Annotated in this window: 24 protein-coding genes, 5 pseudogenes and 1 CRISPR repeat array (1 of these 30 only partly in view); of the genes and pseudogenes, 14 read left to right on the forward strand and 15 right to left on the reverse strand. The window is 43.0% G+C overall.

All coding sequences use genetic code 11. From position 1 onward, the window contains the following. Positions 1-869: 869 nt before the first annotated feature. Entirely contained in the window at positions 870-3,161 is a 2,292-nt protein-coding gene (locus tag V7K27_RS01415) for an amylo-alpha-1,6-glucosidase (protein ID WP_334943597.1), read from the forward strand. Between the two features lie 196 nt (positions 3,162-3,357). Here V7K27_RS01415 and V7K27_RS01420 read toward each other — a convergent pair whose 3' ends face one another. The 4 genes and pseudogenes from V7K27_RS01420 to V7K27_RS36350 all read right to left on the reverse strand — a co-directional run bounded on the left by V7K27_RS01420 (position 3,358) and on the right by V7K27_RS36350 (position 5,221). After that, positions 3,358-4,158, reverse strand: coding sequence for a hypothetical protein (locus V7K27_RS01420; RefSeq protein ID WP_334943599.1), 801 nt, complete (start codon positions 4,156-4,158; stop codon positions 3,358-3,360). Positions 4,159-4,322: 164 nt separating this feature from the next. Continuing rightward, positions 4,323-4,607 carry a hypothetical protein gene (locus V7K27_RS01425; protein WP_334943601.1) on the reverse strand — a complete coding sequence of 95 codons (285 nt, stop codon included), beginning with the start codon at positions 4,605-4,607 and terminating at the stop codon, positions 4,323-4,325. A 70-nt stretch (positions 4,608-4,677) separates the two neighbouring features. Beyond that, a pseudogene (locus V7K27_RS01430) lies at positions 4,678-4,839 on the reverse strand (BrnT family toxin); the annotation flags it as partial. Positions 4,840-5,068: 229 nt separating this feature from the next. Continuing rightward, positions 5,069-5,221 (reverse strand): type II toxin-antitoxin system RelE/ParE family toxin, encoded by a 153-nt coding sequence (locus V7K27_RS36350; RefSeq protein WP_442947581.1) that lies wholly within the window; start codon positions 5,219-5,221, stop codon positions 5,069-5,071. Here V7K27_RS36350 and V7K27_RS01435 point away from each other — a divergent pair, their 5' ends adjacent. After that, a complete protein-coding gene (locus V7K27_RS01435; protein WP_334943603.1) occupies positions 5,222-5,368 on the forward strand; it encodes a hypothetical protein in 147 nt (48 codons plus the stop codon). It begins immediately after the preceding gene. A 13-nt stretch (positions 5,369-5,381) separates the two neighbouring features. On the opposite strand, the gene V7K27_RS01440 is transcribed toward V7K27_RS01435, so the two are convergent. Continuing rightward, positions 5,382-5,711, reverse strand: coding sequence for a DUF2973 domain-containing protein (locus tag V7K27_RS01440; protein WP_334943605.1), 330 nt, complete (start codon positions 5,709-5,711; stop codon positions 5,382-5,384). Positions 5,712-6,031: 320 nt separating this feature from the next. After that, positions 6,032-6,349: a DUF2605 domain-containing protein gene (locus V7K27_RS01445; RefSeq protein ID WP_334943607.1), complete on the reverse strand. Its 318-nt coding sequence runs from the start codon at positions 6,347-6,349 to the stop codon at positions 6,032-6,034. 593 nt (positions 6,350-6,942) lie between these two features. Between V7K27_RS01445 and thrS the strand changes: the two genes are divergently transcribed. From thrS to V7K27_RS36355, 4 genes and pseudogenes are all read left to right on the forward strand, one after another. Next, complete coding sequence (gene thrS / locus V7K27_RS01450) at positions 6,943-8,817, forward strand: threonine--tRNA ligase (protein ID WP_334943609.1); 1,875 nt, start codon at positions 6,943-6,945, stop codon at positions 8,815-8,817. 66 nt (positions 8,818-8,883) lie between these two features. Then, positions 8,884-9,300, forward strand: a complete 417-nt coding sequence (locus tag V7K27_RS01455) for a XisH family protein (protein ID WP_334943611.1) — start codon at positions 8,884-8,886, stop codon at positions 9,298-9,300. Further along, entirely contained in the window at positions 9,288-9,623 is a 336-nt protein-coding gene (locus tag V7K27_RS01460) for a XisI protein (RefSeq protein WP_334943613.1), read from the forward strand. The genes V7K27_RS01455 and V7K27_RS01460 overlap by 13 nt, the downstream gene beginning before the upstream one ends. A 29-nt stretch (positions 9,624-9,652) precedes the next feature. Continuing rightward, positions 9,653-9,775: pseudogene (locus V7K27_RS36355) on the forward strand (His/Gly/Thr/Pro-type tRNA ligase C-terminal domain-containing protein); the annotation flags it as partial. Between the two features lie 2 nt (positions 9,776-9,777). Here the strand turns inward: V7K27_RS36355 and V7K27_RS01470 are convergent. Then, a pseudogene (locus V7K27_RS01470) lies at positions 9,778-10,641 on the reverse strand (HEAT repeat domain-containing protein); the annotation flags it as partial. Between V7K27_RS01470 and V7K27_RS01475 the strand changes: the two are divergent. After that, positions 10,634-11,260: pseudogene (locus tag V7K27_RS01475) on the forward strand (Rpn family recombination-promoting nuclease/putative transposase); the annotation flags it as partial. The pseudogenes V7K27_RS01470 and V7K27_RS01475 sit on opposite strands and share 8 nt — an antisense overlap. A gap of 165 nt (positions 11,261-11,425) precedes the next feature. Here the strand turns inward: V7K27_RS01475 and V7K27_RS01480 are convergent. The 5 genes from V7K27_RS01480 to V7K27_RS01500 form a co-directional block, all read right to left on the reverse strand. Beyond that, complete coding sequence (locus V7K27_RS01480; RefSeq protein ID WP_334781207.1) at positions 11,426-11,764, reverse strand: hypothetical protein; 339 nt, start codon at positions 11,762-11,764, stop codon at positions 11,426-11,428. A gap of 566 nt (positions 11,765-12,330) precedes the next feature. Then, positions 12,331-12,465, reverse strand: a complete 135-nt coding sequence (locus V7K27_RS01485) for a hypothetical protein (protein ID WP_334943616.1) — start codon at positions 12,463-12,465, stop codon at positions 12,331-12,333. 97 nt (positions 12,466-12,562) lie between these two features. Beyond that, positions 12,563-13,318, reverse strand: a complete 756-nt coding sequence (locus V7K27_RS01490; protein WP_334943618.1) for a type ISP restriction/modification enzyme — start codon at positions 13,316-13,318, stop codon at positions 12,563-12,565. 605 nt (positions 13,319-13,923) lie between these two features. After that, positions 13,924-14,397, reverse strand: a complete 474-nt coding sequence (locus V7K27_RS01495; RefSeq protein WP_334943620.1) for a hypothetical protein — start codon at positions 14,395-14,397, stop codon at positions 13,924-13,926. Positions 14,398-14,710: 313 nt separating this feature from the next. Then, positions 14,711-17,236: a cyclic nucleotide-binding domain-containing protein gene (locus V7K27_RS01500; protein WP_334943622.1), complete on the reverse strand. Its 2,526-nt coding sequence runs from the start codon at positions 17,234-17,236 to the stop codon at positions 14,711-14,713. 554 nt (positions 17,237-17,790) lie between these two features. On the opposite strand from V7K27_RS01500, the gene V7K27_RS01505 reads away from it, so the two are divergent. From V7K27_RS01505 to V7K27_RS01535, 7 genes are all read left to right on the forward strand, one after another. Further along, positions 17,791-18,078, forward strand: a complete 288-nt coding sequence (locus V7K27_RS01505) for a type II toxin-antitoxin system Phd/YefM family antitoxin (RefSeq protein WP_334943624.1) — start codon at positions 17,791-17,793, stop codon at positions 18,076-18,078. Further along, a complete protein-coding gene (locus V7K27_RS01510) occupies positions 18,075-18,389 on the forward strand; it encodes a type II toxin-antitoxin system RelE/ParE family toxin (RefSeq protein WP_334943626.1) in 315 nt (104 codons plus the stop codon). The genes V7K27_RS01505 and V7K27_RS01510 overlap by 4 nt, the downstream gene beginning before the upstream one ends. A 19-nt stretch (positions 18,390-18,408) precedes the next feature. Continuing rightward, positions 18,409-19,044: a transaldolase family protein gene (locus tag V7K27_RS01515; protein ID WP_334943627.1), complete on the forward strand. Its 636-nt coding sequence runs from the start codon at positions 18,409-18,411 to the stop codon at positions 19,042-19,044. Between the two features lie 206 nt (positions 19,045-19,250). Further along, positions 19,251-20,462: a chromate efflux transporter gene (gene chrA / locus V7K27_RS01520; RefSeq protein ID WP_334943629.1), complete on the forward strand. Its 1,212-nt coding sequence runs from the start codon at positions 19,251-19,253 to the stop codon at positions 20,460-20,462. Positions 20,463-20,881: 419 nt separating this feature from the next. Continuing rightward, positions 20,882-22,099, forward strand: a complete 1,218-nt coding sequence (locus V7K27_RS01525) for a glutathione S-transferase family protein (protein ID WP_334943631.1) — start codon at positions 20,882-20,884, stop codon at positions 22,097-22,099. 120 nt (positions 22,100-22,219) lie between these two features. Then, positions 22,220-22,378: a hypothetical protein gene (locus V7K27_RS01530; protein WP_334943633.1), complete on the forward strand. Its 159-nt coding sequence runs from the start codon at positions 22,220-22,222 to the stop codon at positions 22,376-22,378. 262 nt (positions 22,379-22,640) lie between these two features. Then, a complete protein-coding gene (locus V7K27_RS01535) occupies positions 22,641-22,934 on the forward strand; it encodes a hypothetical protein (protein WP_334943635.1) in 294 nt (97 codons plus the stop codon). 142 nt (positions 22,935-23,076) lie between these two features. On the opposite strand, the gene V7K27_RS01540 is transcribed toward V7K27_RS01535, so the two are convergent. The 3 genes and pseudogenes from V7K27_RS01540 to V7K27_RS01545 form a co-directional block, all read right to left on the reverse strand. Next, positions 23,077-23,202 (reverse strand): hypothetical protein, encoded by a 126-nt coding sequence (locus tag V7K27_RS01540; RefSeq protein ID WP_334943637.1) that lies wholly within the window; start codon positions 23,200-23,202, stop codon positions 23,077-23,079. A 25-nt stretch (positions 23,203-23,227) separates the two neighbouring features. After that, a pseudogene (locus V7K27_RS36360) lies at positions 23,228-23,443 on the reverse strand (DUF3011 domain-containing protein); the annotation flags it as partial. A gap of 272 nt (positions 23,444-23,715) precedes the next feature. Next, positions 23,716-24,012, reverse strand: a complete 297-nt coding sequence (locus tag V7K27_RS01545) for a hypothetical protein (RefSeq protein ID WP_334943639.1) — start codon at positions 24,010-24,012, stop codon at positions 23,716-23,718. Positions 24,013-24,444: 432 nt separating this feature from the next. Further along, a CRISPR array of direct repeats spans positions 24,445-24,603; the repeat unit is 37 nt; unit sequence GTTTCAATCCCTAATAGGGATTTTAGGTAATTGCAAT; it runs 667 nt beyond the window's last position.

Genomic DNA, 24,603 nt, shown 5'->3' on the forward strand with positions numbered 1-24,603 from the left:
CAAAACAGGCGCAACACTTTGTTACCAACTATAGGAATCATATTTGATTTCTGAAAAAATCTCGGTAGTGTTGTAGTGGACTGTCTACGCTAAAATGTTGCAAAAAAATTGCTTTGTTGGGTGGAGCCTTTGCGTAACCCAACATCGTGATATATGTTGGGATATATATAATAATATGTTGGGTTGCGCTCCGCTCCACCCAACCTACGTCTACGTCTAATGCACTATTTTAGCCATGAGGGTCTACTACGTGCATTTCAAACTACGCCCAATATACATCTCGACCAACTTATGCTTTTGCTTGCATTGATAAAATCTTTCCGAGATAAGTACTCAGACAGGAACTTTTGTATAATTTTAAATTCTATTTCCCTAATCAACACTGATTGTTAATTGATAGTCCACGCGTTGGCGTAGCCCGCACAACGGCCGCGCTCAGTGACCATCGTAGACATCGCCTACTTTGCCGACGTTGATTTATGCTCACTAAATAAATTTTATTACCCAAAAATAATTATTATTACATTATTTAATCCATAATTAGTGATTAAATTTAATCAATTAATTAATTAATTCTCATAAATTTGTCTAATCAAATACCAAAGATATTTAAAACAAAACCGTATAATAGTAGAGAACAAATGCTCTCTATGCCCAACAAAAATTGTGAATTTCGCATTTTTGCTGAGTATACTGTGTCTCTCTGAAAGTTCTATGACTAATAAATTATCTCAAAATACTTAGTTTTCAGTCTTGACTTTAGACTTATAAAATATAAATTTATATTTATCAATATTTGCTTATATGGATTTGAGCGCTGCTATTTTGTCAGCAACAAAAATATAGACCTGTACACGGAACTTTGGCTAATGACACCGGATACGCTAATGACCCCGGAAAAAATTTTCCTGGATGGAAAAACTTTTATTCCTGCCGAACAATTACCGATCCCGGAGTGGCCTTGTGTTGTGAGTGAAAGACCACAACCGACACTGACGGTTAAAGATGATGATTTATTTTTCGTGACAGATACTATCGGGAACATTTCTGGCTGTTCCCTCAACGATGGCAATCCCAGCATGGGACTGTTTTGTTGTGATACGAGATTTCTGAATCGCTTGGAGTTGCAAATTGAAGGGCGATCGCCTGTACTCCTCAGTAGTACTGCCCAAAAAGGGTTTTCACTCTCAGCTTTGTGTACCAACCCCAGAATTGACGAACGCCTGAAAGCCGACACTATCGGAATTCGCCGGGAAATCGTGCTGAATGGGGCATTATTTGAAGAAATAGAAGTATCTAACTACAGCACAACAACCGTCAGTTTTGAACTAAGCATCAGCTTTGATGCAGATTTTGTTGATTTATTTGAAGTCCGGGGCTATGACAGAGAAAAGCGAGGTCGGCTTTTACGCCTAGTAGAACTGACGGCTGAGGAAGGAACATTTTCTCTCGTCGATGGCGTTACGGCTGTACCTAAAGAGCCATCCGCATCTAGGGAAGAATCCTTAACACTCGCCTATCAAGGTCTGGATGGCTCGGTGATGGAATCCCGGATTCTATTTCAACATCGGCAACCAGACTCTTTCAAGGGTTACACTGCGGTTTGGCAGCTAGAGTTGGCTTCTCACGAAACTCAAAAGCTGGGCTACCGAGTGAATATGTTGAGAAACAACCAATCCAGTTCAACTGTGAGCGCCGCTTTCACTTTAGGACAGGCGAAAGCTGCTGAGTTGATGGAGGAGCAAAACTGGGTACAACAAATTACACGCATTAGCTCAGATAAGAATACCTTCAATCGAGTGATTGAGCGGGCTGAACAAGATATGTATTTGTTGCGCCAATCTTTTGGGAAGTATAAGACTGTTTCCGCCGGAGTGCCGTGGTTTTCGACACTATTTGGGCGAGATTCGCTGGTTACAGCTTCTCAAACCCTGATGTTAAATTCGCAAATCGCCAAAGAAACCCTGCTATTACTGGCGACATACCAAGGTAAAATCGACGACGAATGGCGCGAAGAAGAACCGGGTAAGATTTTGCACGAGTTACGTTTGGGAGAAATGGCTCGTTGTCAAGAAATTCCCCATACACCTTACTACGGTACTGTTGATGCGACTCCCCTGTGGCTGATGCTCTATGCCGAACATTATGCTTGGACTCACGATCAAGAACTCCTAGAGCAACTTTGGCCGAATGCTTTAGCAGCAATGGAGTGGATCGATCGCAATAGCCAACAAACCAGCTACCTCAGTTATTTCCGTAAATCGAAACGCGGTCTGGTTAACCAAGGTTGGAAAGATTCTGGCGACTGTATCGTAGATCACAAGGGAGAATTAGCCAACGGCCCAATTGCCCTGTGTGAGGTGCAAGCTTACGTCTATTCTGCAAAAACGCGCCTAGCAGAAATAGCTAGGATGAAGAAGCGGCTTGATTTGGCAGATCGTTGGCAAGAAGAGGCCAGAAGTCTTAAGGTTCGTTTTAATCGAGATTTTTGGGTAGAAGACCAGGATTTCTGCGCTTTAGCTTTGGATGGAGATGGCAAGCCAGTAGACAGTATTACCTCAAATCCCGGTCATTGTCTGAATTTGGGTCTATTCACACCCGAAAGAGCCTATAGTGTGGCAGAACGCTTGCGGGCACCAGATATGTTTAATGGTTGGGGCGTTCGGACTCTGAGTAGTTTGTCACCCGCTTACAATCCAATGGGCTATCACACTGGTTCGGTTTGGCCCCATGATAACGCTCTGATTGCAATGGGATTGCGATCGCTGGGGCTAATCGATCAAGCCCTGGAAATATTCCAAGGTTTATTCGACATGACTGACCAGCAACCCTATCAACGTCCTCCAGAACTTTTCTGCGGCTACGAACGGAACGGTGATAATGCCCCGGTGCAGTATCCAGTTGCCTGCACTCCCCAAGCTTGGGCTACTGGTAGTATTTTCCAATTACTGCAAATGATGGTGAACTTGGTGCCTGACGCTCAAAATAACTGCTTGCGAATAATCGACCCCGCTTTGCCAGAATCGATTAATCGCCTGTCTTTTCATAATTTGCGAGTCGGCCCCACCATCCTCGATTTGGAATTCGAGCGTTCTGGTAGTACCACTGCTTGTCGCGTTGCGAAAAAACGGGGTAATTTGCGGGTAGTTATTGAAGCTTAGGAAGGGAGTAGGGAGTAGGGAGTAGGGAGTAGGGAGTAGGGAGTAGGGAGTTTAGCACTCCCTATTTTATGCTTAGTGCGATCGTCCTACCCTGTAATAAGAAAGTTGAGCGGTTGTCACTAATCTTTACAACAACGCCAGCAGCTTTAGTTAGCCGTCTGCACACTAGGGTTGTCATGCCGCTAACTATTAAGAGCTACTCCTCTAAAATTTGCAGAACCTCTGAGTTTAATGGCTCGTCTAGTTCAGGTGGTGGTACATTCTGACCTACACGGATAACCATTACATATCTCGGATAACGCCTCTGCGGAGGATAGCCTTTGGCTATGTCAATAGCTGTAGAGTCATATTCAAGATCAAAACCAAATAAGTAACGATAACAAAGCTGATAAGACAATGGAAGTGAGCGGTTATACAAAGAGGTCGTTTTAGGGGAAGTGCTAGTTATTAAATTTGCTGGTGCTACAACGCAGTAAGTCTCAGATAAAAAACGTGGAAAGTGCCCATGTTTGTCAAGCCCTTGAAGATATTTCTCGCCATAATCATCAAAATCATTTAAGTAAGATATGGAATTTATAAATGTAGTAATATTTTCATAATCATAGAGAAGCAAAAATGCTTGAGGGGCAATAGACAGAATATCTTCTAACTGAGTATTTTTAAGAGAATCAAATCTATTTGAATCAATTGAACGCTTTTTAGCCTCAAGAAAGCCTACTCCCTCCGATAAATCTCCGTTACGGAATCTGATTTTAACTAAAACTGCTACATCCCCATATAGATGCTCTGGTGTTCCTGTGTACTTGTAAACCTCCCAATTAATATTTAATTGATATCTATAGCCAAATAATGTTACATCTCTGAATGATTTTCTTAAGCCTTTGAGTATGTCTCGCGTTATATGGTCTTCATCCCATTCATAGGGATAACAGTCATCAATCACTGACTTCAGTACCTTTTCTACTTGAAAACAAAATTCCAAAGGTAGCATAAGCATCTTGCACTGACTAGTAAATTTAATGAATATACGCTAACACTGATGTCATAGCCCTATTGATGACCGACTTAGTAAAAACCTACAGTTACAATTCAAGGCTGAATCTTGATGCGTGCCAGAACCTTGCCTTGTTGAACTCCTAACTGCGACCAGAGGATTGAAAACTACCCCCCAGTAGTTTCGCTGAGTGCTTCACGAATTATCTCATCACTCACACCATGCCGTTTCAGACTCGCAATCAATGTCGAAACAGTATCACCCTCAAGTCGCTCAAGATCATCTCGCAGTCCTTGGCCGATGTAAGCACGAACTAATGGCTGATAACCAGAAAACCCTAACAATGGTGCTACTCGCTTCAAATCCTCAATCACATCTTCGGGAATGCGAATTGTGATTGTCGTCATTGGACGATTTTTATCGAGTCGCTTTTTTAAGACTTCAGCTTTCATAGTATTCACGTTCCTTGCGCGTCGCTTTCCGAGCCGAGATGATCCGAATCATGTCGTTTTCACGCTCAATCTAGACGACGTACAAAAGATTCCAGCGTCTGTCCAAGCCAATCACAGCATCCCGCTCCTGATCATTGCGCCTGGCATCAACTACCACTAGAAACGGATCGAAGAAAGCTTCTACGGCTTGCTGAAATGTTACGCCGTCATGATTGCTGGGATTAATCCCAGCTTTCTCCTCGTTTCAAACGAAGGTGACACCATTAAGCACGAAAAACACATCCATACCTCATAGTCTAGGCAAGATGTATTTACGTTGTCAATACGTTTTGTTGTAAAAGTTTACAATTACAATTCCGGGCTGAATCTTGATGCGTGCCAGAACCTTGCAATGCTCACCTGTTTTTGTCTTCCTCAACCCGATAAATAATGCGATACGGCTTTAGGATTAACTGGCGAATTTAGGCTTCATCAAATTCAGAAACCTTTTGCCCCTTAAATGGAAATTGGCTGAGTTCTTTCGTTTTCTCTAATAACACCTGACCAATTTTCCTGGCTGCTTCAGGATTGTCCTGAGCGATGTATCTAATGATGGGTTCTAAATACTTAAATATGTGTCAACTGGACAACACAATGTTAACTTACCAACCTACCGACGCGATCGCCTCAAATTTCAGGATCGTAATAAATTTCTGCTAAAAAAGGTTAAGGATGTAAAAATAACAATAATTTACACCCAAACTGCTAACAGACGCGATTAATCGCGTCTCTACATTATGCTTCCTCTGAATTGTCTCTTTTATGTCCTGGAGATGCTTCGTAAAGTGCATCGAGATGTTGACGCGCATCTTCAACGTTAATCGAACGCATTACCAAAAGTGGCTCTTTAATTAAGTTTCCCGCGCTATCTAATAACTCTGGATGGGGTACAAACTGTTTCTTTGATGAATAATAACCATAGTTACCTTGATTATTCATTGGCGAGGAATTCGCCGGGTAAGTTCGCTCCCGATCAAAACTGAACATGATCAGGTTACGAATTAAGTTGCCAACAGCTATAAATGCAAGGATTGTAAAAGCAAGAATGTAAAGCAGGTGTAACATTGGATTTTCCTCCAGGGCAGCAATTTTTAAAACTTTATTTTGTAACGCTTTGCTTCGCCGATACTATGATTCACAGTTAAGACGAGCATTTGACGCACTATGAAGGCGCTTACCTTTATATGAAGCTATTTGTCAACCGTTATCCCACTTACGGTAGCATAGGATACATTATTTTGTTAATCCAAATAATGTTAAGAAATTGTTAAGAATTTTCTACTATCTCTTTAACGACTGATATAGCGTCTTGCGTAGATGCTTCCTCGGCTTGTGATTAGACACCGCTAAGTAGTCTACCGAAATTTAGCAGATGCTCCAGCTGCTTAGACTTCACGCCCTTGACGAAAGCGCATTGCAACATTCCAACATTCTGTTACTAATTCATGCCAAGGCATTAATGTTGCCATCTCAATCCCGACTTGTTTATTAGTAGCAGCAAACAGCATCTTCACCACGCTTAGTTCATCCTGAGCTTGCTTAACTCGCAAGAGCAGGGCAGATTGCTCTTGGTCACTCATAAATGATAGTTGCTCAGTTTCGAGTAAATGGCGCGATCGCCTAAACCAATGCTGAAAATCTTCAAGCAGGGGTTCTAAAACCGTTTTCAGCAATTCAGTCCCTGGTAAGTTTGAGTCTGACATAAATGAGAAGCATATTTCCAACTTGCTTACTAATATTAACGTTATTTATGTTTCTTAACATTTTTCTTATTTTTCTCATAATTCCCAAGATTGTAAAAAAATGTAACAAAGAACACACAATTTATTATATAGTCTTGATATCAGGTTTGTATAGTTCCTTTGGAGAGGTGTCTATAGGTATAAATGACAGCGAGTTGCAATTCATAAGATAATTTAGCGATTGCACCGAATCCTAAATTTGACACTCAGGTAAGCAATCAAAAATTTATCTTTATCCCCGATTAAAAATTAATCTCAGTAATGGGAACATAAACCCGAACTGGCAAAAATCAAAGTCGTTATAGTTGAATGGCACTAAGAAAAGATATAGCCCTTGCCCAGAATCGGTTAAGAGCCTCCAGGCTCTTAACCGATTCTGGGAGGGCTGCCGCCTCCAGGAGCTTGACCAGAGGCAGAGCCTATGAGAATACATTCCCAGCCTAGAGGCTCTTAACGAGGCGACACAAGCCTTTGGGCTTTACAAGCGTGCCATTCCGTTATAGTTAAATAAGCCTACAGATTCAGATAAATCACCTTTTGTAATCACTTCGCCAATGGTTCAGCAGCCAATGTCGCTAAAATCATCCAATCAGTCAGAACAGCCAGAACAAGTTGAAAAAATCTATTTACCGCGTACCAGCGAATCGGAGAACTTAAAAAAGATTCGCCACACTGCTTCCCATGTAATGGCAATGGCAGTACAAAAGCTGTTTCCCAAGGCACAAGTTACAATCGGACCTTGGATTGAAAATGGTTTTTATTATGACTTCGACAGCCCAGAAGCATTTAGCGAAAATGATCTCAAAGCCATCAAGAAAGAGATGGTGAAGATTATCAATCGCAAGCTGGTAGTAAGTCGGGAAGAAGTCAGCCGCGAAGAAGCCGAACGTCGGATTCAGCAAATTAATGAACCTTACAAGCTAGAAATTCTGGCAGATATCAAAGAGGAACCAATCACGATTTACCACCTGGGGAATGAATGGTGGGATTTGTGCGGGGGGCCTCATGTGGAAAATACCAGTGAATTAAATCCCAAAGCAATTGAACTAGAAAGCGTCGCTGGTGCTTATTGGCGTGGGGATGAAACTAAAGCCCAATTACAACGCATTTACGCCACCGCCTGGGAAAGCCCAGAACAACTCACTGAATATAAGCGACGCAAAGAAGAAGCGTTGCGGCGAGATCATCGGAAACTGGGTAAGGAACTGGGATTATTTATATTTTCTGATTTAGTCGGGCCGGGTTTACCTTTGTGGACACCAAAGGGTACTCTGTTGCGAAGTACTTTAGAAGACTTCCTCAAGCAAGAACAATTAAAACGGGGTTATTTATCTGTAGTCACACCTCATATTGCCAGAGTAGATTTATTTAAAACCTCTGGACATTGGCAGAAATATAAAGAAGATATGTTCCCCTTAATGGCGGACGATCAGGAAGCTGCTGCACAGGAACAGGGCTTTGTTCTGAAGCCGATGAATTGCCCCTTTCATATCCAAATATATAAGAGTGAGTTACGCTCTTATCGGGAACTACCGATGCGATTGGCGGAATTTGGTACTGTTTACCGCTACGAACAATCAGGAGAATTGGGCGGTTTAACGCGGGTGCGTGGTTTTACTGTGGATGATTCTCACTTGTTCGTTACCCCAGAACAGCTAGATAGTGAATTCCTCAGTGTGGTGGATTTGATTTTGTCGGTGTTCAATAGTCTGCAACTGAAAAACTTTAAAGCTAGGCTGAGTTTCCGCGATCCTGCTAGTGATAAGTACATCGGTTCTGATGAAGTTTGGGACAAAGCCGAAGGTGCGATTCGCCGCGCAGTTGAAACCTTGGGGATGGAACACTTTGAAGGTATTGGAGAAGCGGCTTTTTATGGGCCAAAACTTGACTTTATCTTTAGTGATGCCCTAGATCGGGAGTGGCAATTAGGAACTGTGCAGGTAGATTACAATTTGCCTGAACGCTTTGATTTGGAGTACGTCGCCGAAGATGGGGTTCGCAAACGCCCGGTGATGATTCACCGTGCGCCTTTTGGTTCACTGGAACGGCTAATTGGGATCTTAATTGAAGAATATGCGGGCGATTTTCCTTTGTGGTTAGCGCCAGTACAAGCTAGATTACTGCCAGTGGGTGACACACAGCTAGATTTTGCTAAAGATGTGGTGGCGAAGATGAGAACGTTGGGCATCCGTGCAGAAGTTGATACCAGTGGCGATCGCTTGGGTAAACAGATTCGCAATGCAGAGAAAGAAAAAATACCCGTGATGGCTGTGGTGGGAGCTAAGGAAGTGGAAACTAACACCTTGAATATCCGTACCCGTGCCTCTGGAGAATTGGGAGTTATACCCGTAGATGAGGTGGTGGATAAGATGAAGGATGCGATCGCTAACTTCGATAACCTTCAGATCGATGTCACCAGCGCAGATTAACTTCAAATAGCAAACAGTAGGCTGGGTAATGCCCAGCCTCAAAAATTAACTGAAAAATCAGAATTAATGCCAGCTAAAGACATTTATCATGATTGTGTGAAAAATGCACTCATCAAAGATGGATGGAAGATTACGGATGACCCCCTTAGCCTCAAAATTGGTAAGAAGGATATATTTATTGATTTAGCAGCCGAGAAACTGTTAGCCGCAGAAAAAGCGGGAAAGAAGATTGCTGTAGAAGTAAAAAGTTTTATCGGCATATCGGAAGTAGAAGACCTCAAAAATGCCCTTGGTCAGTACATATTGTACGAAAAAATTCTCCTAAGAATTGAATCAAAACTAATTCTTTATTTAGCAATTAGTGACACAGTATTTATCAAAATTTTTACAGAAGAAATTGGCAAAATTTTATTAGAAGACAATACTCTAAAATTGATTGTATTCGACTCACAAGAAGAGGTGATTACCAAATGGATAAACTAGAGCTTTACCGGAATGTAATCCGTAAGACACTTGGAGTATATCTCAATATTTACTATGCAAATGCTAATATCCGTAATCGAGCGGCATTTGACTCAGAAAACGATCAATATCTAATTATTTCTGAGGGCTGGGACGATAAACAACACCTGCATAGCTGTTTAATTCATGTGGAAATAATTGACAGTAAAGTTTGGATTCAGTCTGATAATACCGAAAATGGGATTGCGAATGAACTCGTTCAAGCCGGTATCCCTAAAGAAGATATTGTTTTAGGATTTCACGAACCTAACGTGAGAAAATATACGGGATTTGCTGTTGCTTAGAAATTCAACTTAAATTTTAAAAGACCTGCGATCGCTTGGGTAAACAGATTCGGAATGCAGAGAAAGAAAAAATACCCGTGATGGCAGTGGTGGGAGCGAAAGAAGTGGAAACCAACACCTTGAATATCCGTACCCGTGCCTCTGGAGAATTGGCTTGAATTGCTTCAATTACCCCTTTGTCACACTTGTGGGCGGGTAAATAAACCACAATGCGCGGTGAGGTTTTCACCAAATGGCGGAGAAACATCGACTTACCCAAACCAGAATCACCTTCTAGAACAATTTGCCCTGCGATGCTGGGTAGCACCTGGGTAATTGCTTGGGGTTCTTCGGCACTGGGAACTTTCACCTTAGATTCTGGAAAGTATGTTTGGGGGTTAAAATTATCTAACCCAGCATCTGCTAGTAGGGAAGGCTTGAAGGGTTCAAATAACTTGCGGCGGAAAAAGGGAATCCAGGCGAGGAGAAAGGCGACGTAGCCCACGCCTAAGATGCGCCTAACCCAAGGATTCCAGAAGAAGATGGCTTGAACTTGGGGAAATTTGGGATAAGCAAAGATGAGGGCAAGCCAAAAGGCAGCATGAATCAAAATAATAGTTCTGGCGTTGAAAAACCATTGCCAACCCTTGAGGTTAACTATTACTGATTCCAGCGAATCAGCTTCGGTGTAGCCGGCTTTTTTGAGGTTGTTGTAGTGAGTTTCTAGAATACCAATATCTTGCGGTTGCCAAGAGACTTTTCTCGCAACTACAGCAATTTGCTTTGCTAAGTCTTCCCGCAATCGTGCAAAATCTTGACTTGGTTCCCAGACTTGGGCAAATATTTTGAGAGTTTTATCACCGCGATCGTGGCTTAATGAAATAGGAATTGTTTTAGTGTCAGGAAAACCCAGCCATGTGAGCAGTGTTTTGACTTCATTAGTGCCGCCACCCAGAAAATATGTCAAAAATCGCCACTGTGCAAATTCTGATTGACCTGCGTAATAGATGCTATCCAGAATTACAACAATATTATTCAGTTTGTATCGTCTACCGATAACGCAAGTTGTCGTATTATTACTTCCCCCCGCAGCAGAAACAGTAATTGAAACTGTTTTCTGTGTCGAAACTACTCATCACGAATATCGCGTGATTCGCTTATGGGAAGAAAATCCCGAACTATTCCTCAATGATCCAGCTTTGTTACCCTTAGCACCACTGACCGCAACCACGCAACCTCAAGCCTTGTTGCAACGAATTGTGGGAAAAGTTAATCAACTTGAGCCAAGACAACGACCAGAAATTTCCGCTTACACCCAAATCTTAGCGGGGTTAAAATACAATCAAGATTTGATTCGACAATTATTTCGGGAGGGTATGATGCGCGAGTCAGTGATTTATCAAGAAATTCTAAGAGAAGGGGAACAACTAGGAGAACAGCGAGGACGGGAAGAAGGACGAAAGGCAGAAGGGCAATTGCTGATTCTCCGTCAACTGACTCGACGGGTGGGAGAATTACCCCAAGAAGTCCTAGACCGTATTGAAACTCTCTCTTTAGAACAATTAGAGAATCTCGGTGAAGCATTGTTGGATTTTCAGGCGATCGCGGATTTAGAAACCTGGTTTAGTAGATTAGACGTAGGAGTGAAAATGACGTAGTACAATTTATGAATTATGCCTACCAAGGATTTTGGGCAACGCATAATTAATTTCACTCCTATGTCTATTAGATGAATTTTTCCATTTGAGCCAATGTCTGATGGCGCTAGGGGAAAAATAGTTTCAGAAGAACGAAGGCGAGCCCTAGCTTGTCAAATCCCCATATTAAAGTTCAATTAACTGGAAGCCCCAAGGTTTGAGAGCCGCTAGAGCTATTTCTGGATCTACACCTTCATAAGCCTCCCATTCCAACGGATGCTCTTTAGGATGTCCGTCGCCGACATTACCTGCAACTTTAATTATCGGACAGTTGGCGATGCGATCGCGCTCTAACCCTTTTGGAATTGCTAGCTCGATTTTATGACCGACAAACTTCGCTGTACTATCATTAGCTACAGATTCACGGATTAAACAAATATCGCCAGCAGTCCCCCAAGTAGTTTGGTAGATGTGGAGAAACGATATATAGGTTGCTGGTTTGATGGATCTTTTTAGAACGTGCATTATCTGTAATCCTTACACTATGAGTCAAAAATCATAAATCATATGAGTATTTTGTATCACGTTCGTAGGGAAGAATGTTCTTAACTCACATTTTGCACCTGGGCCAGGCGATTAGAAACCGCCTGGTGGAAGACGTGAAGCTTAAAAGACGATAATCGCCCACATACTAACTCCCAACCCAATGTGGTTCGTTGAGCCTTTGAACTCGGAACGCCGAGCTTTTTACTCGGACGTTGAGCCTTTGAACTCGGAAGTCCGAGCTTTTTACTCGAAGGTTGAGCCTTTGAACTCGGAACGCCGAGCTTTTTGCTCGGATGTTGGAGTTCTGAGGTCGAAGTTTCGGGTTTTGAAATGCAACTGTCGAGTTCTGAGTGTAAAACTTGAGGGTTTAAAGAAATTTGTAGATATAAAGGCTTGTAATGCTCTGGATCTAACCTAATACAGTTTGGTTAAGGTGCATAGTCCTTAAAGATCCCCCTTAATCCCCCTTAAAAAGGGGGAAATAGAGCCATTCTTAGCCTTCCTTTTTAAGGGGGGTTGGGGGGATCTCCAAACAATAAATATCACTAACCCAAGCGTATTGCCTTATAGTAGTAACTCTTTGCCTTCTCGTTGAGCAAATTAGCGATCGCATGCTCATACTTCTGCCAAGAAGCACAAATCCATATATCTGTCGGTAACTGGGTTTGAATTTCACTCATTGTCTAACCCTTGTGCCAGTAATCTATATTTCTTGTAACTCAACTTTTTAACCTCTGAAGCCAAATGTTCGAGTTCTGATTTAATTTCCCCCCCTTTTTAAGGGGGGTTAGGGGGGATCAAACCCTGTATCTGCTCACACACACCATCAAACTGATTTAAAACTTGGCTATTTGTAAACCTGATAACCTTTAAACCATAGCCCTCCAGAATATGAGTCGCTATTGGTTGTAGTTCAGGACGAATCTTTCCCGAAGTGACACCTGTAACTGAATTTTCGGGATCTAGCAAAGCAGCTACTCGACGACCTAGTTCTGCTGAAGCAATTAGGGTTTCTCGATTCTCAGGTAGTGGAATCCTTGCCCAGTCTTGTCGCAATGCCCCATCATTTTCAATTTGATAGTTCGGTGCATGGAGAATTGAGAAAACCTGATAAAAAAGATGCTCTGCATCCGCAACAGAACCAATGCTTTTCAAATACTCAAGTGCAGCATCAGAGATGTTTAAATTAACACCAGTCTCTAATCTGCGTTCATCATTAAAAAACAAATCAAGTTTTTTTGGATCAGGTTTGAGAAATAATGGTATGCAGCTTGCACCTCGATCCATCAAATCTGTACATCCGAGACTACAGATTATTTGCGGTTTCGACCATTCACGTCTAGGTTTTTGCTGAGATAAAATCCACAAATTAGTATCAAAAGTTTGTGAAAAATAAGTTGTTCTTTTTTCATCTAGAAGTTTTGTTTCAGGTTCCCAATAAATCCAGCGTATATCAAATGGGCTTTCTTTAACGGCAGCACCTGTAGACCGAATATCACGCAGTTCTTGGAGGTAGGTTTCTAAGGGATTCATCAGTGTATTTCTTTGCTTGCCATACTGGAAGCTCTATAATTAGAGGCTAATTCTCAGGATGCCCCTTTCACAGTATTTATACACAATCTGCTGTAAATAAACCTTGAAATATCAAGCGTCTACTAAATTCCTTAGCTTCGACTGCTGAAATATTACGACTTTAGCTCAAATTTCAGACGCTGAACCTCAAACTTCGACCTTTTACTCAAACGTTGAGCTTCTGAACTTGCAATATAGTTCGGATAAGACTTGATCCCCCCAACCCCCCGATAAATTGGGGGGCTAAGAATTGCTTGCTCTATTTCCCCCTTTTTAAGGGGGACTAAGGGGGATCTTTAGAGATTATGCACCTTAACCAAACCCTATTGTCTGAACTCGGAACTCCGAGCTTTTAACTCGGATGTTGAGCCTCTGAACTCGGAACGCCGAGCTTTTAACTCGGACGTTGAGCCTCTGAACTCGGAACTCCGAGCTTTTAACTCGGACGTTGAGCCTTTAAACTCGGAACGCCGAGCTTTTAACTCGGACGTTGAGCCTTTGAACTCGGAACGCCGAGCTTTTAGCTCGGACGTTGAGCCTTTGAACTCGGAACGCCGAGCTATTTTCTACAACGCTGCCTTTTCAGACTTGGCCTTTGCAGCTTTACGAGCAAACCGTTGCCCCATTTCCACAACCATTGCATCCAAACCCGCCCCCTGTCCACTAGCTTTAGCGTAGTTATATACCTGTAACGCGGCTGCATAAGCTTCACTACCCACCGCCAAAGTTGTATCATCTACCAACTCTTGTAACTGAGTCAGCGATAACAACACCGGATACAACGCTTCAAATAATTGCACGTCTTTCCGCATCTGTTCCAAGTCAAACGATCGCGGTAAAAACTCTGGGTTCTGCGTCGCTACCTCTAACGCTTTGCTTACAAACGCCCGACTCTTATCTCCCATCTTGGGTAAAGTCTTGCGATCGTCGGAACTCAAATCAACCAAAAATGATAGCTTTTCTTTAATCGTGCTAATTGCTTCCAACACAGCATCTCTCTCTGTTTGTGTCAGTGTTGCACTAATTCGGGCTGTAGACATAAGAATGACTCTCTACTAAGTTTCTTAAATCTAGATTGCCCATATATAAAACCAAAATTTCCATTAGCAGAACAAAGCCTGTCATCTATTAGGTAGGGTTGCAATACCGTTCGGATAAGATCCCCCCGCCTGTGGCGACCCCCTTAAAAAGGGGGTAAAAGAGATATTAATTAGCCCCCCTTTTTAAGGGGGGTTGGGGGGATCTCCGCTCAATAAACACGTTAATGAACTGTATTGATTAGGGTTGGATGAATATAAAATCCCACATCTGACGAAAATACGTTACCTTTGCGTAAGTCCTAAATATATCAGCTCAAAAGACGATAATCGCCCACATACTAACTCCCAAAGCGATCGCTGCTAAATGTTGCGGCATGAGCAATTTTACTGGTTGCTTTGCAATCTTTTGCGTTAATAATATAGTCAGCAACACTGAGAAAATTATCGTTGCACCTTGCAAAAAGGCAATCACAGCCGGGTGAGCAACCAATATTGGCAATTGTTCACCACTCAGACCAAGAGTCGCAAAAGTCACGGGTAAAATCCGCCCACCTTCGCCTAAGCCCAAACGCAAATAGTGAGCCAAGTTTCCCCCCAACACCAATGGTAGGTAGCCATAAGCAAGTTCTACAAACGATCGAGACTTACGGTTAAAGTTGAAGACTTGAATCAAGCCATAAGCCGCAAAGGTAAAAATCGCTGGGATAATTAACACTAGCAGCGATAATCCCAAGTGCTGCCAAAACTGAGTTAAATCCAGTTGTAACCCCAACCAAGATAGCAACTCTGGCAAGCGATGCAGATATATACCACCCAACAGCAAAAACAATAATGCTACTTCATAGGTGCGGGGTACATGAGTTGTCCACAGTTCTATACCAGGGGGACGCAAGTTAAACTCAACGGAACGATGGGGACAGGCTTTGAGGCAAGTCATGCAAAGTACGCAATCTCTGTTATCTTCTAACTGGGCTGGGTGCGAATATAAAGGACATCCATTGGTTTCCATTCCTTCGCCCTTTTGCGGCCCACCTTTATAACACTGATACGTGGTGCAACTGGCAGAACATATACCTTGCTGTGCCCGGAGTTCCGTCATTGAGAGTTTGGCAAATAAACCATTCATCCCGCCGATAGGACAGAGATAGCGACACCAGAACCGCCGCTCAAAAAGAGCCGAGAAAATCATTGCCCCGGCGGTAATTAATAGCAGCAAACAAGCGCTCAGGTAGGCAGTATTTTCTAAATGCCAGAGTTCTTCCCATAAGAAAATTAGGGAGAACAAACCAAACATGAACCATCCGCCCCATTTCTCAGCTTGCTGTCTGGGCCAGCGCTTGAGTTTTCGAGGCCATAGCCAGAGAGAGAGCTTTTGGGTAATTTCCCCGTAAATCATGAAGGGACAAACAGAACACCACACACGACCCAAAAAGGGAAAGAGAAATAAGAAGAAAGGCCACCACCAAGCCCAAAATAGATTTAATACGAAATTGCGATCGCGGGTTTGTGGCCCAATAAATAACACTGCAACAATAATCGCAAAAGCCGTTGCAGTAAAACCATAGTTAATGCGATCGGGCCACCAGGGACTACGTAAAAACCGCCGCAAAGGAGGATAGGCATTTAACAGATTCACCCGAAATCGTTTTTTCTTTGTTTCGGCTGGCCAGAAAATTTCTTCTGTTAATTCATTGGCACCCTCCGCTTGCACGATCGCTCTTTCTACCAGATTTTTCAATTCCTTGAGGTTCCCAGGAAAATCATAGGACTGGAGGCGACGCAGAGCTTCTGGGGTAATATGCGGTTTCGGAACGCCTCTAGCCCGAATGTCGAGACTAGTATAATATTCAACCTGTGCCTGAATATCAGCTTTCCGCACCCGTAGCGGTGGTACTTTAATAATGTGACCAATACAGCGTTCAATTGTCGGCTGAGTTTTTTCTGAAACAATCAGAATGCGTGCTTTACTGGGACGAGGTTGAGCGGCTGCATCTCCAGAACGAGTTATGGGGGTATATGTGCCAGTTTTGAGCAACTGCGTCACGGGTGGTAATAATTCTTCGGGCAATTCTTGGATGTTGTTGAGAACTAGAGTACCTTCTCCCAACCATTCCAAAAGTCCTGGTTTACCGCCAGCGCGACCGAATAAATCTGCACCGCTAGTTTGGAGAATACCACAATTTACTTTAATAATTGGTTCTCGCCGTTTTGGAGAACCAAAGTGGATGAGGGCTGCTATATTGTCTTTTTCTAATCCTGGTTCTCCAAAAATATCCACTGATTTGCGGTCAGCCGCAGCTTCTCGAATTTGCTCCCGCAGCCGCACAGCATAGCGACTTGTACCGACAATTCCCCGTTGTGCCTTGGTGACTAAATATGGTCGCAAAGCTACGGAACGTTCTTGTTCATAGCCAAGTGCAGATGTCACCTGAGCTAATTCTTGAACCAATTGGCGGGAAAAAGCCTGAGCAATTTCGGGGTATTGACTGGCGAATTCCCGAAATTTAGCAGCAGGTACAACCCACAAATGACATTCTGTTACCGTAGTAATTGTGAATGGACTTAATTCATCCAACAGCAATTCTTTGAGTTCAATCACTGCTCCGGGAAGGAATCCACAAGCTAAGGCTGGGTTGCTTTGATTGGTGCTATTGCTTTCGAGTTGACCTTCTACGAGAATATAAAGGGCTTCTGGAGGAGTGCCTTCGCTAACTAAGTCAGTTTCGGCACTCACTACTTGTTCTTCAATTAATTGTGCGATCGCATTTAACACTTCAGGCGAGAGAATTCCTAAAGTGGTGCGTTCTTGTAGCCATATAACCGTTTCTGGAGATGTCATATTAATTTCTCCGTGTAGGCTGCTGTATAACAAGAATTATCCCTTGAAAGGGTATGTCAAAATATCTCTGTTCAGCTGTTGTGCATTAATACACAATGTGCAATGTTTATTCTTGCTTACAGCAGAAATCATCTATTTGAACCACATCTGTCGTCGGGGCACAGCAATGCTCATACGTGTCAACTTAAGGTGAAACCCTCGCAATGAGGTTATATCAAGCCTACTTAATTACCAATTAAGTCCTCGGAACCCCACCCCGCTTTTGTCTAGCGACAAAATCTCCCCTCCCCGTTCACGGGGAGGGGATTAAGGGGAGCCAGTGCGGTCTTGGGGTCTCCCCAAGTGGAGCATCTGGCGTGTGGGGTAAAAGGCCTGTGGGATAAGCATTTTAACTTAAGTTGACACCAATGAGCATTGCTGTGCCCCTACTGCGTGGTCTATTTACCTGAAAATAGCTGTAAGCTAAAAACCTTTGTACTACACTCGTATTAAGCGTAAACTAAATTTGATGCAAATTTAGTGATGTTTACTAAATTTTGTGCATAGGAGGTTTCATGTTAAATATCAGTAAGGGGATTAATTCCCTCTCAAACTTTAAGCGGAACACCACAGAATTTATGGAGCAGCTACGGGAGACTGGACAGCCGATAGTGCTGACCATTAACGGTAAAGCCGAACTTGTTGTGCAGGATGTAGAGTCATACCAGAAACTCCTAGAGCTTGTTGAAAGGGTTGAAACCATTGATGCGGTTAAGATGGCACTCGAAGAGATGAAAGCAGGAAAAGGGGAGCCTGCTCATGAGGTATTTCAGGAGATAATGAAATCGCTGGATGAGGAATGAAGTACCGAGTTATTATTCTTCCAGTGGCAAAGGCTGATATCAACGCAGCAGCAAAGTGGATTCGTCAGAACGACTCACCAGAGAATGCAAAACTGTGGGTAAATGAAATCAGTGACGCTGTTGCATCCCTTGATACGTTTCCGGCTAGATGTGCCTTGGCTGCTATTGATGATGTCTTTGAAGAAGAAATACGGCAACTCCTTTATGGAAAGGGAAGGGGAGTGTACCGCATTCTTTTTACCATTCAAGACGAAACCGTTGTAGTGCTTCGTGTGCTTCACAGCGCACGAGATATGAATGCAGAGTTATAGCAAGTTAAGGGGACGAATTATGGCACTTTATCTAGACTCAGCGATCGCATCGGAAGCTGAAGTTGTTAAGCTTTGGGGATGGGTGAAAGGCATTACCACAAATCCCACGCTGTTATCTCAAAGCGATACCCCACCAGAAACCACGCTCAAAAAATTGGTTGCCTTGACAAATGGCCCGTTATACTATCAACTTGTGGCATCTGATAAACTTGGGATGCTAGCTGAAGGTAGAAAAGCTTTTGAAATTATTGGTTCACAAACAATTTTGAAGATTCCCGCAACACCGTTAGGTTTTGAAGTGGTGGCGAGTCTATCACCAGAAATCACCTGTTCGGTGACAGCAATTTACAGTGCAGCACAAGCAGCAGTAGCACGAGAAGCAGGTGCTAAAATTGCCATAGCTTATGTAAATCGTGCTACGCGGTTGTTAGGTGACGGTATTGCTTTGGTGCGCGATATGGCTAGCGTACTCAAAGGTAGTGATACGGAAATCTTGGCAGCTAGTATCAAATCTCCCGAAGAAGCAGCCGCGTCGTTGCAAGCCGGGGCGGATCATTTGACTTTACCATTGGCAATGTTGCAGGCGATCGCTACTCATGAATTATCACAAAAAACTGTTGAAGAATTCGCTAAAGAAGGCATCGGCTTAAAATAATTCGTAATTCGTAATAGAGCCTCCGGCACGCACTCGCGTTCGTAATTCGTAATTAAATATGAGTTTGTCAGATATCCCTAATCTCTGGGTTCCTCTAGCACTTTTAGCTTTAATTGTTATAGCTGCTGTATTTTTCAGCCGCAGCAATTGATATTTAAAGCAAAGTTCGCAGTGAATTTTGAATTTTGAATTTGGAGTAAAGCGACGTGACTAACTCAGCACCAAGTCGTTTGGGGGAACTCGCCAACCTGTTTTTTAAACTGGGTGTCATCGGCTTTGGTGGCCCGGTTGCCCATATTGCCATGATTGAAGATGAAGTGGTTAAGCAGCGTCAGTGGTTGACAAGGGAAGATTTTTTAGATTTGCTGGGCGCAACTAACCTAATTCCTGGCCCAAATTCCACAGAAATGGCTATCCATATAGGATACATCTATGCAGGATGGCTGGGGCTAATTGTGTCAGGCGTTTGTTTTATCTTACCTGCGGTTCTAATTACTGGCGGCTTTGCTTGGGTTTATGTTGCTTACGGCAGTCTACCCCAAGTCGCTCCCTTACTTTATGGCATTAAACCAGCTGTTTTAGCAATCATCATCAATGCCCTCTGGGGCTTGGCAAAAAAGGCTGTGAAAACTCGCCAATTACTAGTGATTGCTTTGGCTGTGGTATTACTGATATTATTATTCAAATTAAATGAAGTAATTGCCCTATTAATTGGGGGATTGCTGGGTATGCTTTGGTTACATTCTGGTGAGAAAAACGACAAACCAGGAGATAAAGCCAACTTTTTGATTGCTAGTCTCAGCACAGGTGCGACTTTGAAAGCATCACCTGTATTTGCTGCATCGGTAGCTACTGTAGCCAACGTTTCTTTATGGCAGTTGGGCTGGTTTTTTCTCAAAGTCGGTAGTGTCTTGTTTGGTGGTGGCTATGTTTTGGTGGCTTTTCTCCAAGGAGGATTAGTTGAAGAATACGGCTGGCTGACACAACAACAGTTATTAGATGCGATCGCAATTGGTCAATTTACTCCTGGCCCAGTACTTTCCACTGCGACATTTATTGGTTATATCATTGCCGGTATACCTGGCGCAATTGTTGCCACAATCGGAATTTTTCTACCTTCTTTTGTTTTCGTGGCTGCCTTGAATCCCCTAATCCCACGCTTACGGGCTTCTTCTTGGACTAGAGCCTTTTTGGATGCTGTGAATGTTAGTGCTGTAGCCCTAATGGTTATTACTACTCTGCAACTGGGGGCAGCAACTTTAACATTACCACAAGCCCCATTTGTAGATTTTCTCGGCTTGGCGATCGCGATCGTCTCAGCCATTTTAGCCATTCGCTTCCGCCTCAATGCTGCATGGCTAGTCTTTGGTAGCGCTTTAATTGGATGGGGTGCTTCACTCTTGGGCTACACTCCATAAAATTGCAAATCTTGTAGATTTTAGCATTTCTAGAGATTTTTCTGATTTTGCCGACTTAAACAAGTCAAAAAATAGATATATTAAATCTTGCTTTCAAACTATTTTCATGTGATAATTATGATTAACTACGGTAAATCAATAAGGTTGCCGTAGTTTATAAAACGAGTTGAATAATTAAGCTTTTTATCTGTTTAAAAGTTTTGAAGAAGAATTCAGGAGTCAGAATCAATCAGTCGGGGATTGAGACCCGCGACTGAATTGTTGCACCACCAAATCTACGATTTGGTGGGGTATTAAACCCGGTTATTCATCCGCCAGTCATACAGAATTCATTCTGAATTCTGAATTCTGAATTCTGACTCCTGACTCCTGACTCCTGAATTCTGTTTGATAAAAGTTAACTTCAATTAAGGTGAAATATGTCAATTCAAGACACAGTAACTAATTGGGAACAACTGTTAGAAATTGCTCAAAAAAATACCCCTGCTAGACGGGTGCGTAGACCAGGGCAATCCCCTTCTACCGCTCCCATCCCTAGCAGTCTTCATAAACTGCCACCAGATACAGAACCGCCAGTACTGCTCTACCGCGATACCAACTCTTGGTGTCCATTTTGCGAACGGGTTTGGTTTGCTCTCGAAGAAAAGGAAATTCCCTTTGCGACAGAGTTTATCGACTTGACCAACAAGCCTAAATGGTATACCGATTTAGTTCCTACAACCCTTGTCCCGGCTGCGAAAATTGAGGGAAAGTTAGTCTATGAATCCAAAGACATTCTGTTAGCATTAGAAGAACGATTTGGGACAACCTTACTCCCTGAAGACCCAGAAGAAAACGCCGTTGCTAGGCAGTGGCTTGAGGATGCTGAAACCAATGGGGTGAGAGATATTGCCTACAAATTTCTGAGACAACCCCCTGAAGATCCTAATGAATTAGCAAGCTTACAGGCAGCTTTTGAAGCGAAATTAGACGAACTGGAGCAACTTCTTGGAAAGTATCCTGGCCCCTACTTTTTATCAACATTTAGCATCGTAGACATTACCTATAGCCCCCATTTAGACCGATTGGCAGCTAACTTACCCGTTTATCGGGGATATCACCTCAAGGGAAATCCCCGATATCCTCGCATCAACGCTTGGTTTGAAGCACTCAAACAGCGTCCCGCCTATCACCGTGTCAAATCGGATGATACGACCAACAATTTACTCCTGCGTCGCCGATGGGGTGTGACACCAATCGGCAATCCCTTGCCCCCAGACCCAGCAGCTAGCCAAGAAATTCAATTTCGGGCAGAAGCGGCTGAGAGGTTGACTGATAACCGAGAAGTTGCTTTAGGAGACATCCTAAAAAACTCCGGGGTGCAAGCATTGGCGGTCAATGGCGACACAACAGCCGTTAAAGAAGCGGTTGATTTTCACCTCAGATTGCTGGCTGACTATCTGATTAATGGTAATGGCGCAGCATTACCGTGGGGGCGCGTGGGTGGCAAAGACAATGCCGATCCGACTGTGTCTGCGGTTGGAGCCATCACACTCGCCTATGTGAGAAATCGGATCTGTGCGCCACGGGATATGAGCGCTGGTGCAGCAACTGCATTCCGGGCAGCAGCAGATAAAGTGTTGGCATCGCTTTATTAGCGATCGCTAGTGACAGGTTAAGATTCTATTTCGCATGGTGGTAGTCTGGACAATTTTTAGCTACCACCTGTTTTTCTCACCAATTTATCTTGCGGACAAGTCTAACAAGAATGACAGTAAATGCATATTAGTCTTCGTCATCTCTCAGAAGCTGACTTTGATTTCATTCATGAGGTGACGAAAGCGGCAATGCAAACCTACAGCGCATTTCAAGTTGGTGAGGTACACAAGCAAAGTCTCAAACCCGTGTGTAAAAGCTATTTTACTTCTGAATTATGACCCCTGAATTCTGAATTCTGCTGTATGTTGAACTTACCTGGGGAAATTGGGTCGATGAAGAGCAGCGATCGCGGCACCATTACAAATCGCTAAACCGGAATGGAGCATGAGTTGTCCAAGTACTTTTCGCTTTGACACTAATGGTATTTCTTACTTTTTAGATAGCGCCTATTATTCCTGAGTTTCATAAATCTTTCTCTAATTTCTGGAATCTATTTTTTGCTGATTGTAGAAAAGCTAGTATCCTTTTAAAGGTAGGCATATGAAGCGCTTTGCATCCATTGTTTTTGCTGGATTGATGATTTCTGCCTCAGCTTTAGCTATTTCTCAAAAAGCTGATGCAGCGACACCACCTAATCGTCACGAACGTCGAGAAATCGCTCAAGCACGTCATCGTGAGCGTGAAGCTATTCGTCATGACCATCGAGAAATTGCTCAAGCACGTCATCGCGAGCGTGAAGCTATTGGTCACGAACGTCGAGAAATCGCTCAAGCGCGTCATCGTGAACATCAAGCTATTCGTCATGAACGCTGGGAGATTCGCCATCACCAATAATTAATCTGGCTTTGGCTTTCAATACTAAGGGTTCAGGTAAGGGCGCAGACCGAGCCTGAACCCTATTAGTATCTTGTAGCGTTTTGGGGTAGATATGGCATGGCTGACACCAAGGGCAACAGCCGCGAACGCACATCGCCCGTTAGACGGTTTTGACAGGGCGACCCCAAATACCCAATTTCCTATCTGTCATATCTGCCGTCCCTGTCATCTCTGTCATACCTGCCGTTTCTGCGATCGCCAACTGAGAACTCAGCTCGGCAACCATTTTTCACCCAAATACGATTATTCCTATAGCCCCAATTTCCTCTACAACTGGCGCTAGACAATTGTCTAACAAGCCTCACTCTGCCTCTACTAGGTATTGAACAAGTATTCCTGTGATTATTCTCACTTGAACAAGTGATTATCTCCTGAGCTGAAGCGGGAGCTGCAATGCCCAAAAGTGTACCTATACTAACGCTGGCAACCATAAAGGTGGCAGCAACTATGGGAAGACGCATTACCATATTCAAATATTAGACTTATTCAAAAATTTCAAACCGAAAACTATAGTAATTGTAGCGAACTGGATTAAGAGCCAATTCTCAAATCAATTAAATGCAAAGAATATTTGCATTCTCAACAGCAGGTCAACGAACCTTTCCCTGTCTTTAACTAAAGTTAAAGTCTGTCTCTCTCCGAGTCGGAGAGGGACGCTTTTGCGTAGTCAAACCTCTTAGAGGTCTTTTGATTTAGCTAATTAGGCGGACAGTAGATGAACCGTCAAATTCACGTTTTCTTAGTGACGAAAGCGAGCTTCACGTTCACGCAATTCACGAATATGTCGTTCACGGGCTTGACGTTCACGGAATTCACGAATATGTCGTTCACGAGCTTGACGTTCACGGAATTCACGAGCGCGTTGTTCCCGGACTTGACGTTCGTGTTGGACTCTACCGTTATTAAAAGCTACAGTATTGCGATTTAAATGATCATGCCCAGATTTAAATTCAGCAGCATTAGCATTTTGGGAAAAAGCAGCAATTGAAGCAGCTGCTAATAAGCCTCCAAGAAGAATAGATTTCAAGCGGTTCATATATCCTCTATCTGCCTTGCATTACTTGATTTGTATACTCTCTATCTAATCGGAATAATCAGGTACACGCCTGTGACAAAAGTCATGTTTAAATGGTTACTTTTGTCACTAATACTAAAATTTATATTTGATTTTTGAAATCGAATAATGGTCGAAACCTTACCTGAGATGGGTTATACTCTCAGAGGATGTTTGAAAAGTCCTCATCTTGGTAGCAAATACTTTGAGATCCCCCTAAATCCCCCTTAAAAAGAGGGACTTTAAGAAGTTTTCCCCCCTTTTTAAGGGGGGCTAGGGGGGATCTAGAAGTGCCTAAAATCACAGCCAACCACTTTTCAAACAACCTCTCAGAGCAGCCTAATAAAACTAAAGTCGGATTCTTATATTTAGAGATGATTATTCAAAACCATCGGCAAGCGGTTGTGGGATAGAGTTTCAATCCCTAATAGGGATTTTAGGTAATTGCAATCTACTTTTGTCATAATCCTATTAAGAATATCCGAGTTTCAATCCCTAATAGGGATTTTAGGTAATTGCAATCTCGGCAGTATCTCTGCTTTAATGACTGCGATCGCTCGTTTCAATCCCTAA

The sequence above is a fragment of the Nostoc sp. genome, from assembly GCF_036919575.1.
Classification (GTDB): Bacteria; Cyanobacteriota; Cyanobacteriia; order Cyanobacteriales; family Nostocaceae; genus Nostoc.